The following is a 17,033-nucleotide window of genomic DNA, read 5'->3' as shown; positions in this document are numbered from 1 at the left end:
GCAATCGTGGGGCGGCTCCGTAGGCTGGCCGCTCCGTCCGGATTCCATACCAGCAGGCATACCAATCCATGACCACCCAAACCACCCGATGGTCGCAGTTCGGCGTGCTGATCACCGTGTTCTTCTTCTGGGGTTTCGTTGCCGCCAGCAACGACATCCTGATTCCGGTGTTCAAGAAAGCCTTCAATCTCACGCAGGCACAGAGCCAGTACGTCGCCGTCGCGTTCTACGTGGCCTATACCGTGGGATCGCTGATCTATGTGGCGGTCTCCAAGATCATCGGTCTCGATCTGCTCAACAAGATCGGCTACAAGAACGGCATCTGCCTGGGTCTGGTGATCTCCGCGCTGGGCACGCTGCTGTTCTATCCGGCGGCCAATACCGGCTCGTTCAATCTGATGCTGTCGGGCCTTTTCATCGTCGGTCTGGGCTTCTCGTTGCAGCAGATCGCCGCCAATCCGTTGGCCATCGTCATCGGTGATCCCAAGACGGGCGCGCAGCGGCTGACCCTGGCCGGTGGCATCAACAACTTCGGCACCACCATCGGTCCGCTGCTGGTGAGCGTGGCGATCTTCGGCAGCGTGTTGTCCGGCGGCACCGAAGCCAGCATCGAAAGCGTCAAGACGCCGTACCTGGTGCTGGGCGTGGCCTTCATCCTGGTGGCGATCTTCCTGAAGTTCTCGTCGGTGCCCAACCACATCGACCTCGAGAAACTGTCGGAGTCCGAAGCGCAGGACACCAGCAAGCTGATCCACAAGAAATCCGCGCTGGGCTATCCGCAGCTGGTGCTGGGCATGATCGCCATCTTCGTCTACGTGGGCGTGGAAGTGTCGACGATCAGTAACCTGCCGGCCTACTTGGAATCGCCGGAAGGCCTGGGTCTGGAGACCTCGCAGATCGCGCCGTTCGTATCGCTGTACTGGGCCAGCCTGATGATCGGTCGCTGGGGCGGCGCGGCGGGCGCGTTCAACGTCGGTGCCGGTGCCAAGCGCTGGCTGACGCTGTTGCTGCCGTACGTGGCGTTTGGCGTGTTCCTGGCCGTCAACGCGATCATGAAGCACGAGGTGTCGCAGTTCTTCGGCTATGCCGCCGTCATCGTGTTGATGATCCTGGCCACCCTGGCCAGCAAGGGCAATCCGGCGCGCATGCTGCTGTACTTCGCCGCGTGCGGCATCGCCGCGCTGCTGGTTGGCATGTTCACCACTGGCTGGACCAGCGTGGTGGCCTTCATCAGCGTGGGTCTGTTCTGCAGCACCATGTGGCCGTGCATCTTCGCGTTGGCGATCACCGGTCTAGGCGACAAGACCAACCAGGGCAGCAGCCTGCTGATCATGATGATCATGGGCGGCGGCTTCGTCAGCTTGGCGCAGGGCGCACTGGCGGATCAGGTGGGCGTGCATTTCAGCTTCATCGTCGGCGTACTGTGCTTCGCTTACCTGGCGTTCTACGCCATCGCGGCGACCCGCACGCTGCGCAAGCAGGGTATCGACCTGGACAAGCTGGCCGCCGGCAGCGGCCACTGAGTGCGGTGCGCGCCGGAGAGAGGACGGCGCGCATCCTCCAAGCCATCGGGCCACTCTCCGGCCCGGTGGCTTTTCTTTTTTCCGGGGACGGGTGTAAAACCCACCGGGGCACTGGCGCTCCTGCACGGGAGAAGCGGCGATGACGACGGCCAGGCAGGGTGGAACAGGGCGTCGCTGGGCGCTGCGCGTGCTGCTCGCGCTGGCCGTGCTGGGAACCGGAACCTGGGCGGCGTTCCAGCTGAGTCCTTGGCCTTCCGTGCTGCTGATCCGCTGGGCGTTCGACAAGGGGGCGGTCGAGGCATCGGACGCCCTGCGCAAGCACCTGCCCGCCGGCGTCACCGAGCGGCGCGGCCTGGCGTACGACGCGGCGGACCCGGATGCGCGCCTGGACGTCTACTTTCCCGCGCAGGTGCAGGGCAGCGACCAGCGGTTGACCACGGTGGTCTGGATACACGGGGGCGGGTTCGTTTCAGGCCGCCGCGGCGACATCGCCAACTATCTGCACGTGCTGGCCGCGCGCGGTTTCGTGGTGGTCAACGTCGACTACACCCTTGCGCCCAAGGCGACCTGGCCCACGCCCGCGCGCCAGATCAATGCCGCGCTCGCATACCTGCAGGCGAATGCTGCCGAACTGAACATCGATGCCAATCGCATCGTGCTGGCCGGCGATTCGGCGGGGGCGCAGATCGCGGCCGAGGTGGCCAATGCCATCACCTCGCCGGCGCACGCGCAGCGTATCGGGCTGGTGCCCGCCCTTCAGCCGGATCGGCTCGCCGGCATGGTGCTCTTCTGCGGCCCCTACGATGTCGGGCTCGTCCAATGGGACAGCCCGTTCGCCGCCTTCATGCGCACCGTGCTGTGGTCGTACCTCGGCCGCAAGGACTTCTATGACGATCCGCGGCTGGATACGTTTTCGGTATCCCGCCACGTCACCTCCACGTTCCCGCCTTCCTTCATCAGCGCAGGCAACGCCGATCCGCTGGAGCCGCATTCGCGCGCGCTGGCCGCCGCGCTCGAGGCCAAGGGAGTGAAGGTGGACACCCTGTTCTTTCCGAAGGACTACACGCCCGCCCTGCCGCACGAATACCAGTTCAATCTCGACAACGAGGCGGGGCGTCTGGCGATGGAGCGCAGCGTGGCGTTCCTGCAGGGGCTGTCGCGGGACGCCCCATCCGCCGAGTGAGGGCTCAGCTCGCCAGGGCGAGCTCGGCGTTCACCTGGGCCGGACGCTGACGGTCGGCATAGCGGCACAGCAGCCCTGCGCGCTGCCGCGCCCATTGCGTGGCCCAGCCGATGGCACGCTCCTCGCAGCGCACCGCCATCTCGAACGGGGCGATGTCGCCCATGTCGACGCACACGCGCAGCATCAGGCCGGCGTTGACCGGGCGAATTTCTGCGATGAGCGTGTCGTCCACGTACAGGTCGTGCCCGACATCGGTGCGGAGCCAGGTGAAGCGATCGGGAAGGACATGGTTCGACGTCTTCATGACGATGTTCACTCGGGAGTTCCGGAGAAAGAGGAGTGCGACGACCTTGCGGCAGGGTGCGTGGATGCCGCGTCAAGACACGTGCCTGCTCCTGCTTCGCCGGCCGGGTATTCAGCGCTCGGTAGCCGGCGTCGCAGCGACGTGACGGAGGGGGCACGGCACGCGGTACTGACCGGACCACCGATCCGTAAGGATTCCGGTCCGGTTTCGCCCGACGCTCGCCGATCCATCATCCTTCCAGGCCCGTTACCCCGCGTGGAGTGCGCTGTATACCCATGCGCTGCCTGCGCCCTAGGTGGTGGACGTGTGCGTGCTGGCGATGATCGCGTCCGGCCACACGCCGTGCGCAGGAAGATCCCAGCCAGGGCCGCGATCGTGGAAGCCCTCGATGCGTGAGCGCGTCAGCGGTCGGTGTCGCGCTTGGCCAGCATCGTTTCGATCAGGTCGAGGATCTCGGACAGCGGTATGCCGTAAGACCCTGCCTGGCCTGCGTCGAAGGCCTGCTTCCACTGGGTGTAGCCCTCCAGGTGGGCCGGGTCCGGCGTGCCTTGGCCGACCAGTTCCGCATCGCTGCGCTCCAGCACTTGGCCGATGATCGGCAGGTGGGCGAAGGTGGTGATGACGCCATTGGGCAGGCCCGGATGACGGATGTGCGCATTGGTCATGCTCACGTGCAGGATCTCGCCGCCCAGCGGATGCCGGTCGATGCGGTTGATGGTCAGCACCGGCGTCTCGGCGGCATGGCGCCCGCGGCAGCGCCAGCGTTGGCCGACAGCGTAGGAAGTGGAGACGTGCGACATGGGGCGGCCTGCATGGAGGAATGCCGCAGGATAGGCAGACCGAAGACGATTTTCCGCGAGACGGACCGCGCGGAGCGCGAATCGCCCGATGCGGCAAAGCGCGGCGGCGCTGGCGTGGCGCCAGCGCATGCGTGCACCGTCGATCTCCCATGTCTGTCGCTGTCCGGATCGGTGCGTGCGTGGCGATATGACATGGCGACCCCCTTGCACATCTCTGTGCCCATCGCCGGCGCACCGACGCCTCAACGAGCTTTCCAGCATGTTTCCAGACTCGAATTCCCGATTGATCTTCGGGTGGTGCGCCGTGGCCGTCGTATTGCTTGCCACCTGGCTCCATGGCAATGGCAAAGGCCTGGAACAGGCCATGTCGCGCTGCGAAACCCAGAGCCAGCAGGCCCGGCCGGCACGCGCATGCGCGGCCTGTGGTCAGGACGCGGTAGCGCACGACACTGCGATGACCGCAGGCGCCGCGCCGGCACGCGCGCCACGTGTCGTCCTCACCGCGCCGCGCTCCTGATCCGACGCCGTCGATTGTCGACAGGTCCGGATTTCCCGGCCTAGAAGCGGGTGCCGGCCGGCAAGTAGCGCCACTGCCCGACGGGCATTCTGGATAGGGCGACGCGACCCACGCGCAGGCGCCGGATCGACACCACGTCCAGCCCGCCTTCCCTGCAGCGGTGACGCAATTCGCCGGGCTGCACATCCTTGATCGCGAAGCGCAGCCGTACCTCGTTCTGCCAGCTGACCTTGCAGGGCGCCAGGTCGCGTCCCCGATAGGCGGGCACATGGCCGATACGGCCGAGTGTGTACGGCCCCGTTTCGCCGCGGATCTCGACCACGAATTCCTGTTCGATCTGCGCGTAGTCTTCGGTCAGGCGGCGCCACACGCGGCCATCCTGGCTGAGCACCATCAGTCCGCTCGCGTCCGTGTCCAGCGGCATCAGGGCAGTCAGGCGCTGCAGATGGCGCTTCAGCGGGCGCACCCCACTGTCGTCGTCCGTCGCATGCGCAGCCGGCACGGCCAGCGCGGCGGCGTCCTGCCAGGCGATGCCCTCGGGCTTGTGCAACAGCAGCGTGGCCGGTTCGCTGGCGGTGAGCCGGGCGGCGGGATCGACCGCCACGTGCTCGTCGGTGACCAGGTGCTGCGGTGCTTCCACCGTCTCACCGTCGACCGTGACCCAGCCGCCTTCGATGTACTGGTCGGCTTCGGCGCGCGAACACCCGGTCAGTTCGACGACACGCTTGGCGAGGCGGATGGGTGCGGGGATGGGCGACAACGGGGTGCTCCTGGCGGGCACGAAAAAGGCCTGCATCGCTGCAGGCCTTCCTTGAACGATATGGTGGCCCGGGGCGGATTCGAACCACCGACACGCGGATTTTCAATCCGCTGCTCTACCAACTGAGCTACCAGGCCATGGTCTTTCGCGGTACGGACGTACGGCGGGAAGAGGCGCAATGATACGGACCGTCCGGGATGATGGCAAGCCGGACCGGCGCTGAATGGCGGGTCCGAGTGTCGCCGCCTTGCCGGCAGCGCGGGGGCATCATGCAGTCGGCCCCTCCACGCACCGACAGGCGACCACCATGAGATACCTGACGCTTCCTGCCCTGCTGATGGCGACGATACTGACCGCGTGCGCCACCGGCCCCCGACAGACGGACGCGGAAAAGCTGGCCTTCTACCGCGGCCATGCCGGCGAGCCGGTCAAGGATTTCCGCTATTTCGGCAACCTCAACGGCTGGTCGCCGTTGGGCGATGGCGCGCTCGCGGTGTGGACCAGGCCCAGCGAGGCCTTCCTGCTGGAGCTGTCCGGCCCCTGCCAGGACCTGGACTACGCCATGGCCATCCGCATCACCCATTTCGGCAGTCGGGTCTCGGCGCGTTTCGACGACGTGATTCCGCTGGGCGCGGGCACCTCCAGCATCAAGCTGCCCTGTCGCATCGACACCATCCGTCCGCTGGACGTCAAAGCCCTGCGCGCCAGCCAGAAAGAACTGCGCGAAGCCGCCGCCGTGGAGCGCGAGGCGAAGAGCTGAGAAGGAAGCCGGGCCGGATTAAGGCGCAGGCACGTACCCGGCGGGCTTCTCGGCGCTGCCGCCGAACAGGAACTTCTCCAGCTCGGCTTCCAGGAAGGCCCGGTGCTTGGGGTCGCGCGGCGACAGCCGATTCTCGTTGATCAGCATGGTCTGGTGTGCCAGCCATGCCGCCCACGCGGGCTTGCCGATGTCGGCGTAGATGCGCTTGCCCAGGTCGCCGGGGTAGGGGACGAAGTCGAGCCCTTCCGTTTCGCGTTGTTCGTACTGGCAGAAGACGGTGCGCGGCATCGAGGACATCCCGTTGTAGGTCACTGGATTATCGGCCATGCGGCCGTTGCGGAGGGCTTCCCGCTTGCGCGGCTATGTCGGTGGAGAGCAGCTTGCGGATCGGCGCCGGCAGGCCCAGCGTGGCGAGATCTTCGCGCGCCACCCAGCGCAAGTCGTCATTGTCGCGCACCACGTCGCGCAGGGCGACCTTGCGCAGGCGCAGCGGTTGCAGGTGCAGGCGGTAGTGGCTGAAGGTGTGCACGACGACGGGCAGTTCTTCGGCGTTGTCGTAGGCGCCCTTCATTTCGCGCGCGAACCAGTCGCGCATGCCCGCATCGGTGTCCGCCTGCGGCAGCGTCCACAACGACGCCCAGATGCCGGTGTCGGGACGGCGCTGCAGCAGGACCTCGCCATCGGCGTTCTCCAGCCATAGCGCCACGGCCTCGCGTTCCGGCAGGACCTTCGATGGTCTGGAGGTGGGCAGAGACGCCGTGAGGCCCTCCCGCCGCGCGATGCAGTCGTCCTGCACGGGACACACCACGCACGCCGGTTTTGCGCGCGTACACAGCGTGGCGCCGAAATCCATCTGCGCCTGCGTGTAGTCCGCCGGTCGCCCATCGGGCACGTCGCGCAGGTGCTGCTCCGCCAGCGCCCAGAGCTGCTTCTCGACGGCCGGCAGGCCGGGCCAGCCGGTGATGCCATGGAACCGTGTCAGGACGCGCTTGACGTTGCCGTCGAGGATGGGGAAACGGTCGTTCCATGCCTGCGAGAGGATCGCGCCGGCCGTGCTGCGGCCGATGCCGGGCAGGGCATGCAGTGCAGCGAAATCGCGTGGCAGGTCGCCGTGGTGGTCCGCCACGCACGCTTTCGCCGCCGCATGCAGGTTGCGTGCACGGGCGTAGTAGCCCAGCCCGGCCCAGTGCGCCATCACGTCGTCGGTGGATGCGGCGGCGAGATCAGACAACGTGGGAAAGCGTTCGACGAAGCGCAGGAAGTACGGCGTCGCGGTGGCCACCTGCGTCTGCTGCAGCATGATTTCCGACAGCCACACGCGATACGGCGTGCGCGGGTGCTGCCAGGGCAGGTCGTGGCGGCCGTGGTCGTCGAACCAGGCCAGCAGGCGGGAGGCGAAGGAGGCAGTGCTCACCTGCAGCATCCTGTGGGAGCGACGTCAGTCGCAATGGCGTCACCGCGGTGGCCTATCGCGACTGACGTCGCTCCCACAACCACCGGGAATCCGTTATCAGCCGCCACCCAGCGCTTCCGGCAGCAGCGCGTCGACGAACGATTCCGCATCGAACACGCGCAGGTCTTCCACGCGCTCGCCGATGCCGGCGTACCGGATCGGGATGCCGAATTCGCGCGCCAGCGCGAACACCACGCCGCCCTTGGCCGTGCCGTCCAGCTTGGTGACCACCAGGCCCGTGACGCCGACCGCGGCGTGGAACTGGCGCAGCTGCGACAGCGCGTTCTGACCGGTGGTGCCGTCGATGACCATCAGCACCTCATGCGGCGCCTCGGCATCGATCTTGCCCAGCACGCGGCGGATCTTGCCCAGTTCGTTCATCAGCCCGGTCTGCGTGTGCAGGCGGCCGGCCGTGTCGGCGATCAGCACGTCGGTGCCGCGCGACTTGGCCGACTGCAGCGCATCGAACGCGACGGACGCGGCATCCGCATCCTGGCCCTGCGCGACCACCGGCACGCCGTTGCGTTCGCCCCAGGTCTGCAACTGCGCCACCGCGGCGGCGCGGAACGTGTCGCCGGCGGCCAGCATCAAGCTGTGCCCATCCTGTTTGAAGCGGCGCGCCAGCTTGCCGATGGTGGTCGTCTTGCCCACGCCGTTGACGCCGACGGTCAGCACGACGAACGGCTTGCGGCTGGCATCGATGGCCAGCGGCTTGGCCACTGGCGTGATCAGCGCGATCAGATCGGCGCGCAGCGCTTTGAGCAGCGCCTGGGCATCGGCGAACTCGCGCGCTTTCATCCGCTTGCGCAGGTCTTCGATGATCGCCGTGGTGGCCGGCACACCGACGTCGGCGGTCAGCAGCGCGGTCTCGATCTCGTCCAGCAGGTCGTCGTCCAGGCGCGGGTTGCGCGTGAACAGGCCGGCGAGGCCCAGCGCGGCGCTGGTGCGGCGCAGGCGGTCGCGCCAGCCGGGCTTGCCCGCGGCGGCGGCTGCGGGGGCGGCATCGAGGTCAGGCTCGCGCTCCGGCGTTGACGTTGAGGTGGGAGCGGGCTGGGGGGCGGGAACAGGCGTCGCCGCCTCCGTCTGCATGACGACCGGGCTTTCCCCGCCATCCGCCTTCGACAACGTCTCCTCCGTGGGCGGGGGAGACGAGGGGGCGTCGTCCACCGGCAACGCCTCGCCGGGCGCGCGAGGGAAGGCGGCGGCGAGTTCCTCGATGCTGGGACGGGTCTGGGCGGTGCCGACACCGTCCTGGGGCTTCTTGCGGCGGAAAAAACCGATCATTGCAGGGGGTATCTCGAAGAGGGCGACATGCTACCACCCGGCTGCCGGACGCCCGGGTGCAGAACTCAAGTGGGGCCGGCCGCGGCCGATATCGAGGGCGGAAAACCAGGAAGCCCCGCATGAACGCCATCACCGGTATCGCCGCCTCGGGCCTGCGCGCCGCCTCTGCCGGAATGCAGGCGGCGGCGCACAACATCGCCAATCTGGCGACGCTGGATGCAACGCGGCAGGCGGTGTCCATGTCAGCCCAGCAGACGGGTGGCGTGTCCGCAACGGTGGTCGAGGCGTCCGACGATCCCGCGGCCCCGGTCGAGGATGTCGCCGCGATGCTGACCTACAGGGCGATGGCCGGCGCCAACCTGGTCGTGCTGAAGATCGCAGATCAGACGCTGGGCAGCCTATTGGATGTCCGAGCCTGAGTCGCACCCGTAGCCCGGGTAGAGCGCAGCGAAACCCGGGGCTGAGCGCGTTGAAGGTTTCAGCGGCGCATCGGAGATCGCGTAGTCCCGGGTTTCGCCTTCGGCTCTACCCGGGCTACGGATCTCTCGCCGCAGGCGAGGAGAGGGGCGCAGTCGGGTTGCCGATTACGCCGACAACTCCAGCAGCAGCGCATTGAGGCGCTTCACGTAGCCGGCCGGGTCCTTGAGGCTCTCGCCGGCGGCCAGCGCGGCCTGGTCGAACAGCACGCGGGTGAGGCTGTTGAACCGGTTGGCATCGCTTTCCGCATCGAGCTTGGCGATCAGCGGGTGGTCGGGGTTGTACTCGAACACCGGCTTGCTCTCCGGCACCTGCTGGCCGCTGGCTTCCAGCAGCTGGCGCATCTGCAGACCCAAGTCGCCCTGGCCGATCGCGAGGATGGCGGGCGAATCGGTCAGCCGGTGCGAGACGCGCACGTCGGCCACGTCCAGGCCCAGCACGGTCTTGATGCGGCTGGTCAGCGCTTCCTTCGCCTTGGCGCTTTCCTCCTGCGCCTTCTTCTCGTCTTCGCTGTCCAGCGCGCCCAAGTCCAGGTCACCGCGGGCGACATCGACGAAGGACTTGCCGTCGAACTCAGTCAGATAGCCCATCAGCCACTCGTCGATGCGGTCGGTGAGCAGCAGCACCTCGATGCCCTTCTTGCGGAAGATCTCCAGGTGCGGGCTGTCCTTGATCTGCGCGTACGACTCGCCGGTCAGGTAGTACAGCTTGTCCTGGCCTTCCTTCATGCGGCCCACATAGTCCGCCAGGGAGACACTCGGTTCGCCGGAAGCGTCGTGCGTGGACGCGAAGCGCAGCAGGCCGGCGATCTTCTCGCGGTTGGCGTAGTCCTCGGCGGGGCCTTCCTTCAGCACCTGGCCGAAGTTCGTCCAGAACCCCTTGTAGTCCCCGGGCTTGTCCTTGGCCAGCTTCTCCAGCATATCGAGCGCGCGCTTGGTCAGCGCCGAGCGCATCGAGTCGACCACCGGGCCGGACTGCAGGATCTCGCGCGAGACGTTGAGCGACAGGTCGGACGAATCCACGACGCCGCGCAGGAAGCGCAGGTACAGCGGCAGGAACTGCTCGGCCTGGTCCATGATGAAGACGCGCTGTACGTACAGCTTCAGGCCCTTGGCGCCGTCGCGGTGGTACAGGTCGAACGGCGCGCGGCCGGGCACGTAGAGCAGCGAGGTGTATTCGAGCTTGCCTTCGACCCGGTTGTGGCTCCACGCCACCGGATCGGTGAAGTCGTGCGCGATGTGCTTGTAGAACTCGGTGTATTCCTCGTCCTTGACCTCGGACTTGGCGCGCGTCCACAGCGCGCTGGCCTTGTTGACGGCCTCCCACTCCGGCTCGGCGGGCTTGTCCTCGCCGTGATGCTCCTTCTGCATCTCGATCGGCAGGCCGACGTGGTCGGAGTACTTCTTGATGATGCCGCGCAGCTTCCAGCAGTCGGCGAAGCCTTCCTCGCCGTCCTTCAGGTGCAGCACGATGCGGGTGCCGCGCTCGGGCTTGTCGACGGTGGCGACCTCGAAATCGCCTTCGCCGGCGCTGGACCAGTGCACGCCTTCGCTGGCCGGCAGGCCGGCGCGGCGGCTGAACACATCCACGCGGTCGGCCACGATGAAGGCGCTGTAGAAGCCCACGCCGAACTGGCCGATCAGGTTGGCGTCCTTCTTCTGGTCGCCGGACATCGCGCGCAGGAACTCGCCCGTGCCGGACTTGGCGATGGTGCCGAGGTGGGCGACGGCCTCGTCGCGGCTCATGCCGATGCCGTTGTCGTCGATGGTGATCGTGCGCGCGTCGGCATCGAAGCCGATGCGGATGCGCAGGGTGGGATCCTCCTCCAGCAGCTTCGGATCCTTCAGCGCCTCGAAGCGCAGCTTGTCGGCGGCGTCGGCGGCATTGGAGACCAGCTCGCGCAGGAAGATCTCCTTGTTCGAGTACAGCGAGTGGATCATCAGCTGCAGCAGCTGCTTCACTTCGGCCTGGAAGCCCAGTGTTTCCTTGCGGGTTTCGGTGGTCATCGTGGACGTGCTCCTTGGATCGTCGTGCGGGCCGCCGGCGCGGCCGATGGGTCCCGGTGTAGGGGCAGGGCGGCCGATTTCAACCCGCGAGGTCCTGCAGGAGGGGCGCGTCGGGGTCGTATCATGCGGAGCCTTCCACTCCCGGCTTCCCGATGCCCCGCAACGCCCGTCGCCCCCCTGCCGTTCCTGCCGCTGCTCCGCGCGGCGCCGGGCAGGTGCGCATCATCGGCGGACGCTGGCGCGGCACGAAGCTGGCGGTGCCGGATCGTCCCGGCCTGCGGCCCAGCAGCGACCGCGTGCGCGAGACCCTGTTCAACTGGCTGATGCCGGCGCTGCCTGGCGCGCGCGTGCTGGACCTGTTCGCCGGCACCGGCGTGCTGGGGCTCGAAGCGCTGTCGCGCGGGGCCGCGCACGCGTCGCTGGTGGAGCGCGATCCCGGACTGGCCGCCGCATTGCGCGGGGCGGTGGACAGGCTGTCTGCGCCGGCCGAGGTGCATGCCGCCGACGCGCTGGCCTGGCTTGCGCGTCGCCACGAGGCCTTCGACCTGGTGTTCCTGGACCCGCCGTTCGCCGACGGCCTGTGGAGCCGCGCCCTGGACGCGCTGGCGTCGCGCCTGGCGCCCGGGGCGTGGGTCTACCTGGAGTCGCCTGCGGACATGCAGCCCGCGGTTCCGCCGGCCTGGACCCTGCACCGCGAGGGGCGGACGCGCGAGGTCCGCTACGCGCTGTACCGCGCCCCGGGCCATCACGCCGCTGTTACACTTCGGCCCGACGACCCGCCGGCGACGACTGAATGACTGTGGCGCGCACCCGGACGGCCGTGTACCCCGGCACGTTCGACCCCATCACCAATGGCCATATCGACCTGATCGACCGGGCCGCGCCGCTGTTCGAGCGCGTGATCATCGGCGTGGCCGAGAGCCCGGGCAAGGGACCGGCGCTGCCGCTGGCCCAGCGCGTCGCGCTGGCCCGTGAGGCGGTCGCCAGGCATCCGCACGTCGAGGTGCGTGGCTTCGACGGCCTGCTGGCGCACTTCGTGAAGGAGGTGGGCGGCGGCGTGCTGCTGCGCGGGCTGCGCGCGGTGTCCGACTTCGAATACGAATTCCAGCTGGCCAGCATGAACCGCCACCTGATCCCGGAGGTCGAGACGCTGTTCCTGACCCCGGCAGAGCAGTACGGCTTCATTTCCTCGTCGCTGGTGCGCGAGATCGCCCGGCTGGGCGGCGACGTGTCCGGCTTCGTGCCGCCGGCGGTGACCGCCGCCCTCAAGGCGCAATGGCGACAAGACAAGCAGGGCGCCTGAGCGCTCCACCGTTTCGACAACCGTTTCACCAGGAGGGGGATTACCCATGAAGAAGTTCGCAAGCCGCATCATGCTCACCGCCTGCCTCGTGCTGCCGTTCGCGGCGTGCAAGAAGCAGGAAGAAGCCCCGGCCGAGCCGGCCGAGGTCGCGCTGGTCGCACCGGCCACCGCCGAAGACGGTCCGTGGAAGGAGTACCTGAGCAAGGTGGTCGACGCCAACATGGGCACGATCACCAGCACGCCGTACGTGTACTACCTGCCGGCCGAGACCGACCCGGAGTTCGAGGCCAAGTACGGTCGCCAGCTGGAGCAGGCCAAGGGCGCCGTGGCGCGCGGCGTGAGCAGCGGCAACCTGATCGCGTTCGGCTCGCCGAACAGCGCCAAGATCGCCGACCTGGCCGTGGCCGCGTTCGAAGGCGCCGCCGTCGACTCGTTCAAGGGCGTGCGCGTGCTGTTCATCGGCAAGGCCGAGGACAGCGAGCGGGTGAAGGCCGCCGTCACCCCGAGCAGCGCCGAATACGTCTTCGTCGAAGCCAAGTGACCTTCCGGCGCGTGGCCGCCATGCGGCGGCCACGCCTATGCCGGAAGGTCATCCCCGCGAAGGCGGGAGGCGCTTCACAACGGCCGCATGGCCGGTCATCCAGTGACTTTCGGCCGCGTGGCGTCGCCAGCCTGCAGCGACGGGGCGCGGGGTCTTGCAGCTTCCGATGAGTGCCACAATGAAAGTCACTGGGTCCCGGCCTGCGCAGGGATGACGGCAATCCCATGTCCCTCAAGATCAACGAACTCTGCGTCAACTGTGATGTCTGCGAGCCCGCCTGTCCGAACCAGGCCATCTCGATGGGCGAGACGATCTATGTGATCGATCCGACGCGCTGCACCGAATGCGTCGGCCATCACGACGAACCGCAATGCGTCGTCGTGTGCCCGGTGGAATGCATCGACCCCGATCCGGCGTATCCTGAGACCCACGAAGCACTGCTGGCGAAGATGCTCCGGCTGCAGGCCGGTTGACCCCGCCACGGCGCGTGCGTCGTCCCGGTACCTGTCCAGGAGAAGTCGTGATCCATCGCCGTCTGTTCGCGCTGTTGTTCGTCGTCGCGTTCGCGCCTGCCGCGCTCGCCGCCGACGCCGTCCGTTCCCCTTCGTCTTCCCCGCACCCGCCCGGCGCCGCCATCGCCAGCGCGCACGCGCTCGCCACGCAGGCGGGGCTGGACATCATCGCGCAGGGCGGCAACGCGTTCGACGCCGCCATCGCGGTGTCGTCGACGCTGTCGGTGGTGGAACCGATCAGTTCGGGCCTCGGCGGCGGCGGCTTCTTCCTGCTGCATGACGGCAAGACCGGCAAGGACGTCTTCATCGATGCGCGCGAGACCGCGCCCGCCGCCGCGACGCCGGACAGGTACCTGCTGCCGAACGGCGACTTCAACCGCGACCGCGCCGAAAACGGTCCGTGGGCGGCCGGCATTCCCGGGCTGCCGGCCGCGTTCGTCCATCTGGCGGAGAAGTACGGCAGGCTGCCGCTGAAGACCTCGTTGGCGCCGGCCATCCGCACGGCGCGCGAAGGCTTCCCGGTCTATGCACGCATGGCGCGCGGCTACCAGGCGCGCCGCGAGGTGATGGAGCGCTACAAGGGCACGCGGTCGGTGTTCCTGGTCGACGGCCAGCCGATCAAGGAAGGCGACATCTTCAGGCAGCCCGACCTGGCGCGCACGCTGGAGCGCCTCGCCGCGCAGGGGTTCGACGGCTTCTACCGCGGCGAGACCGCGAAGCTCCTGCTGGCCGGCGTGAAAGCCGAAGGCGGCCAATGGACGGCGAAGGAACTGGCCGGCTACAGCGTGCGCGAGCGCGAACCGCTGACGTTCACGTACAACGAGTGGCAGGTGACGACCGCACCGCCGCCGTCGTCCGGCGGCGTGGCGCTGGCGCAGATGCTGCAGATCCTCGATGCCTACGACCTGTCGAAGCTGGACGAGGCGCAGCGCACGCACCTGGTGGTGGAAGCGATGCGCCGCGCCTTCCGCGACCGCACGTTCTACCTGGGCGACCCGGACTTCGTCGACATCCCGATGAAGACGCTGACCAGCCCGTACTACGCGGCCGGCCTGCGCGCGACGATCAATCCGGACAAGGCCACGCCGAGCGACCAGCTGTCGGGCCGGCAGACGCCGCTGGAAGACGAGGAGACCACGCACTTCTCCATCATCGATGCCGAAGGCAACCGAGTCGCCGGCACGCAGACGGTCAACCTGCTGTTCGGGTCCGGCCTGGTGCCGCCGGGCACCGGCGTGCTGCTGAACAACGAGATGGACGACTTCGCGCTGAAACCCGGCACGCCGAACGCATTCGGCGTGATGGGGTACGAGGCCAATGCGCCGCAGCCAGGCAAGCGCATGCTCAGCTCCATGACGCCGACCTTCATGGAGTCGGCGGACAAGGTGGCGGTGCTGGGTACGCCGGGTGGCAGCCGCATCATCACCATGGTGCTGCTGGGCGTACTGGGGTACGACGCCGGCCTGGATCCGCAGGCCGTCAGCGCGCTGCCGCGCTTCCACCACCAGTGGATGCCGGACCTGATCGAGATGGAGACCGACGCGCTGACACCTGCGTCGCAACAGGCGCTGGAAGCGATGGGCCACGCGTTCAAGGTGCGCGGCAACACGGCGCAGGGCGGCCGCGGCTCCAGCCATGTCTGGGGCAACCTGCAGACGGTGGAATGGGACAAGACCACCAATACGCTGCGCGGCGGCAGCGACCCGCGCAACAACGTCGGGGCGGCGAAGGTGGTGGAGTCGGCGGCGCGTCCCTGAACAGGGCTTGTGTCTCTGTAGGAGCGACGTGAGTCGCGACCACGGCGCGTGAAAGCAAACAGCGGTGATCTTTTTCGCTGATCTTCCGATCGCTTCGCTTTACGTTTTCGGGATGCCCTGGATGGCAGTCGCGACTCACGTCGCTCCTACAGGGGAGCGGGCGGGCGTAGAATCGGCCCCATGAAACTCTGGTCGCTGCTGGGCAATTCCCAGAAACTCGATGGAGGCGCGATGTTCGGCAACGCGCCGCGCGCCATGTGGGAGAAGTGGTCGCCGCCCGATGCGAAGAACCGCATCGAACTGGCCTGCCGCGCGCTGCTGGCGCAGCCGCTGAACGGCAAGACCGTGCTGTTCGAGACCGGCATCGGCGCGTTCTTCGATCCGAAGATGCGCGCGCGCTTCGGCGTGCAGGAAGATCGCCACGTGCTGCTCGACTCGCTGCGGGCGGCCGGCTTCTCGCACGAGGACATCGACGTGGTGGTGCTCAGCCACCTGCATTTCGACCACGCCGGCGGTCTGCTGGCGCCGTGGCAGGAGGGCAGGGCGCCGGAACTGCTGTTCCCCAACGCCACGTTCGTCGTCGGCGCGGACCACTGGCAGCGGGCGCTGAAGCCGCATCCTCGCGACCGGGCCAGCTTCATCCCCGAACTGCAGCCGCTGCTGGAAGCCAGCGGACGGCTGGAGCTCGTGTCCGGCGATCACTCGAGGGTGCTCGGCGAATCCGTGCGTTTCGGCTTCAGCGATGGCCATACGCCGGGCCTCATGCTGTCGGAGATCGTCGGCCCCGAGCGCATCGATGGTCAGCCGCACGGCGGCGTGGTGTTCTGCGCCGACCTGATTCCGGGTCGTTCGTGGGTGCACGTGCCCATCACCATGGGCTACGACCGCAACGCCGAACTGCTGATCGACGAGAAGCGCGCCTTCCTCGACGACAAGCTCGCCCGCAACGTCCATCTGTTCTTCACCCACGACCCGGGCTGCGCCCTGGCGCAGGTGACCCGCGACGAGAAGGGCAAGTTCGGCGTGGCCCACGAGGTCGCGGAACTGCACGCGCGCCCGCTGGCGGCGTGATGCGCGATGACTGACGTCGTGGGAGCGACGTAAGTCGCGACAGGGCAATGTCTTCGCGACTTGCGTCGCTCCCACAACAGGAAACTTCGCTACGACAGGAAACGGCTCACCCGATTCGCGTACCGAAGATGCGGTCGCCGGCATCGCCGAGGCCCGGCAGGATGTAGCCCTTGTCGTTGAGGCGTTCGTCGATGGCGGCGGTGTAGACCTCGACATCGGGGTGTGCGGCTTCGAGTGCCTTCAGGCCCTCCGGTGCGGCGACCAGGAAGATGCCCTTGATCCGCTTCGCACCGGCGCGCTTGAGCATGTCGATGGTGGCGACCAGGGTGCCGCCGGTGGCCAGCATCGGGTCGAGGATCAGCGCGTCGCGTTCTTCCAGCCGTCCGGTCAGCTTCTCGAAGTAGGGCACCGGCTGCAGCGTTTCCTCGTCGCGCTGCAGGCCGACCACGCTGACGCGCGCCGTGGGGATCAGCGCCAGCACGCCCGGCAGCATGCCCAGGCCGGCGCGCAGGATCGGCACCAGGGTGATCTTGGCGCCGGCGATCTTCTTCACCTCCACCGGTCCTGCCCAGCCGCCCATCGTCTCGCTGGTCAGTTCGAGGTCTGCGGTCGCCTCGTACGCCAGCAGCGTGCCCAGCTCGGTGACCAGCTCGCGGAAATCCTTGGTGTTGAGGCCAGCGTTGCGCAGCAGGCCGATCTTGTGCTGGACGAGCGGGTGGCGGACTTCGACGGTCTTCATGGCGGTGCAGGGGCGGCGGGAGAGGCGGCCAGTCTGCATCAAA

The 17,033-nt window shown here is 67.8% G+C and carries 19 protein-coding genes and 1 tRNA gene; 11 read left to right on the top strand and 9 right to left on the bottom strand.

Translation table 11 applies throughout. From position 1 onward, the window contains the following. Nucleotides 1–68: 68 nt before the first annotated feature. Both VGN58_RS12245 and VGN58_RS12240 read left to right on the top strand, forming a co-directional pair. On the top strand, nucleotides 69–1,523 hold the full coding sequence (locus tag VGN58_RS12245; protein WP_327483489.1) for an MFS transporter: 1,455 nt from the start codon (nucleotides 69–71) through the stop codon (nucleotides 1,521–1,523). A 139-nt stretch (nucleotides 1,524–1,662) separates the two neighbouring features. Then, nucleotides 1,663–2,706 (top strand): alpha/beta hydrolase, encoded by a 1,044-nt coding sequence (locus tag VGN58_RS12240; RefSeq protein ID WP_327483488.1) that lies wholly within the window; start codon nucleotides 1,663–1,665, stop codon nucleotides 2,704–2,706. A gap of 4 nt (nucleotides 2,707–2,710) precedes the next feature. Here the strand turns inward: VGN58_RS12240 and VGN58_RS12235 are convergent, their stop codons facing one another. Further along, entirely contained in the window at nucleotides 2,711–3,022 is a 312-nt protein-coding gene (locus VGN58_RS12235) for a hypothetical protein (protein ID WP_327483487.1), read from the bottom strand. 389 nt (nucleotides 3,023–3,411) lie between these two features. After that, nucleotides 3,412–3,810, bottom strand: a complete 399-nt coding sequence (locus tag VGN58_RS12230) for a hypothetical protein (RefSeq protein ID WP_327483486.1) — start codon at nucleotides 3,808–3,810, stop codon at nucleotides 3,412–3,414. A gap of 259 nt (nucleotides 3,811–4,069) precedes the next feature. Between VGN58_RS12230 and VGN58_RS12225 the strand changes: the two genes are divergently transcribed. After that, complete coding sequence (locus VGN58_RS12225; protein ID WP_327483485.1) at nucleotides 4,070–4,327, top strand: hypothetical protein; 258 nt, start codon at nucleotides 4,070–4,072, stop codon at nucleotides 4,325–4,327. A gap of 40 nt (nucleotides 4,328–4,367) precedes the next feature. Here the strand turns inward: VGN58_RS12225 and VGN58_RS12220 are convergent, their stop codons facing one another. Together VGN58_RS12220 and VGN58_RS12215 are read right to left on the bottom strand one after the other, a co-directional pair. Then, a complete protein-coding gene (locus VGN58_RS12220) occupies nucleotides 4,368–5,078 on the bottom strand; it encodes an rRNA pseudouridine synthase (protein ID WP_327484650.1) in 711 nt (236 codons plus the stop codon). 70 nt (nucleotides 5,079–5,148) lie between these two features. Beyond that, nucleotides 5,149–5,224 (bottom strand) — tRNA-Phe (locus VGN58_RS12215). A gap of 170 nt (nucleotides 5,225–5,394) precedes the next feature. Here VGN58_RS12215 and VGN58_RS12210 point away from each other — a divergent pair. Further along, nucleotides 5,395–5,847: a DUF6491 family protein gene (locus VGN58_RS12210; protein ID WP_327483484.1), complete on the top strand. Its 453-nt coding sequence runs from the start codon at nucleotides 5,395–5,397 to the stop codon at nucleotides 5,845–5,847. A gap of 18 nt (nucleotides 5,848–5,865) precedes the next feature. Here the strand turns inward: VGN58_RS12210 and VGN58_RS12205 are convergent, their stop codons facing one another. The 3 genes from VGN58_RS12205 to ftsY all read right to left on the bottom strand — a co-directional run bounded on the left by VGN58_RS12205 (nucleotide 5,866) and on the right by ftsY (nucleotide 8,584). Further along, nucleotides 5,866–6,135, bottom strand: coding sequence for an oxidative damage protection protein (locus tag VGN58_RS12205; RefSeq protein WP_327484649.1), 270 nt, complete (start codon nucleotides 6,133–6,135; stop codon nucleotides 5,866–5,868). A 28-nt stretch (nucleotides 6,136–6,163) separates the two neighbouring features. Further along, entirely contained in the window at nucleotides 6,164–7,261 is a 1,098-nt protein-coding gene (gene mutY, locus VGN58_RS12200; protein ID WP_414710788.1) for an A/G-specific adenine glycosylase, read from the bottom strand. Between the two features lie 96 nt (nucleotides 7,262–7,357). Continuing rightward, on the bottom strand, nucleotides 7,358–8,584 hold the full coding sequence (gene ftsY, locus VGN58_RS12195) for a signal recognition particle-docking protein FtsY (protein ID WP_327483482.1): 1,227 nt from the start codon (nucleotides 8,582–8,584) through the stop codon (nucleotides 7,358–7,360). Between the two features lie 119 nt (nucleotides 8,585–8,703). Here ftsY and VGN58_RS12190 point away from each other — a divergent pair, with 119 nt between their 5' ends. Continuing rightward, nucleotides 8,704–9,003 carry a hypothetical protein gene (locus tag VGN58_RS12190; protein ID WP_327483481.1) on the top strand — a complete coding sequence of 100 codons (300 nt, stop codon included), beginning with the start codon at nucleotides 8,704–8,706 and terminating at the stop codon, nucleotides 9,001–9,003. A gap of 165 nt (nucleotides 9,004–9,168) precedes the next feature. Here the strand turns inward: VGN58_RS12190 and htpG are convergent, their stop codons facing one another. Next, nucleotides 9,169–11,067 carry a molecular chaperone HtpG gene (gene htpG, locus VGN58_RS12185; protein ID WP_327483480.1) on the bottom strand — a complete coding sequence of 633 codons (1,899 nt, stop codon included), beginning with the start codon at nucleotides 11,065–11,067 and terminating at the stop codon, nucleotides 9,169–9,171. A gap of 152 nt (nucleotides 11,068–11,219) precedes the next feature. Between htpG and rsmD the strand changes: the two genes are divergently transcribed. The 6 genes from rsmD (at nucleotide 11,220) to VGN58_RS12155 (ending at nucleotide 16,251) form a co-directional block, all read left to right on the top strand. Beyond that, nucleotides 11,220–11,864, top strand: coding sequence for a 16S rRNA (guanine(966)-N(2))-methyltransferase RsmD (gene rsmD / locus VGN58_RS12180; RefSeq protein ID WP_327483479.1), 645 nt, complete (start codon nucleotides 11,220–11,222; stop codon nucleotides 11,862–11,864). After that, nucleotides 11,861–12,370, top strand: a complete 510-nt coding sequence (coaD, locus tag VGN58_RS12175) for a pantetheine-phosphate adenylyltransferase (RefSeq protein WP_327483478.1) — start codon at nucleotides 11,861–11,863, stop codon at nucleotides 12,368–12,370. Before rsmD ends, coaD begins: the two co-directional genes overlap by 4 nt. A 46-nt stretch (nucleotides 12,371–12,416) precedes the next feature. After that, complete coding sequence (locus VGN58_RS12170) at nucleotides 12,417–12,911, top strand: hypothetical protein (RefSeq protein WP_327483477.1); 495 nt, start codon at nucleotides 12,417–12,419, stop codon at nucleotides 12,909–12,911. A gap of 224 nt (nucleotides 12,912–13,135) precedes the next feature. After that, nucleotides 13,136–13,384, top strand: a complete 249-nt coding sequence (locus tag VGN58_RS12165) for a YfhL family 4Fe-4S dicluster ferredoxin (protein ID WP_327483476.1) — start codon at nucleotides 13,136–13,138, stop codon at nucleotides 13,382–13,384. 47 nt (nucleotides 13,385–13,431) lie between these two features. Continuing rightward, complete coding sequence (gene ggt, locus VGN58_RS12160) at nucleotides 13,432–15,180, top strand: gamma-glutamyltransferase (RefSeq protein ID WP_327483475.1); 1,749 nt, start codon at nucleotides 13,432–13,434, stop codon at nucleotides 15,178–15,180. Nucleotides 15,181–15,360: 180 nt separating this feature from the next. Next, nucleotides 15,361–16,251 (top strand): MBL fold metallo-hydrolase, encoded by an 891-nt coding sequence (locus tag VGN58_RS12155; protein WP_327483474.1) that lies wholly within the window; start codon nucleotides 15,361–15,363, stop codon nucleotides 16,249–16,251. Nucleotides 16,252–16,357: 106 nt separating this feature from the next. Here VGN58_RS12155 and upp read toward each other — a convergent pair whose 3' ends face one another. Continuing rightward, the gene (upp, locus tag VGN58_RS12150) at nucleotides 16,358–16,990 is read right to left on the bottom strand and encodes a uracil phosphoribosyltransferase (RefSeq protein WP_327483473.1); all 633 of its coding nucleotides are present in this window, start codon (nucleotides 16,988–16,990) and stop codon (nucleotides 16,358–16,360) included. Nucleotides 16,991–17,033: the final 43 nt, after the last annotated feature.

Origin of the sequence: Pseudoxanthomonas sp. (assembly GCF_035999195.1) — a bacterium.
Classification (GTDB): Bacteria; Pseudomonadota; Gammaproteobacteria; order Xanthomonadales; family Xanthomonadaceae; genus Pseudoxanthomonas_A.
Note: the sequence above shows the minus strand (reverse complement) of the source record. Positions and strands in the feature narration are given on the sequence as shown.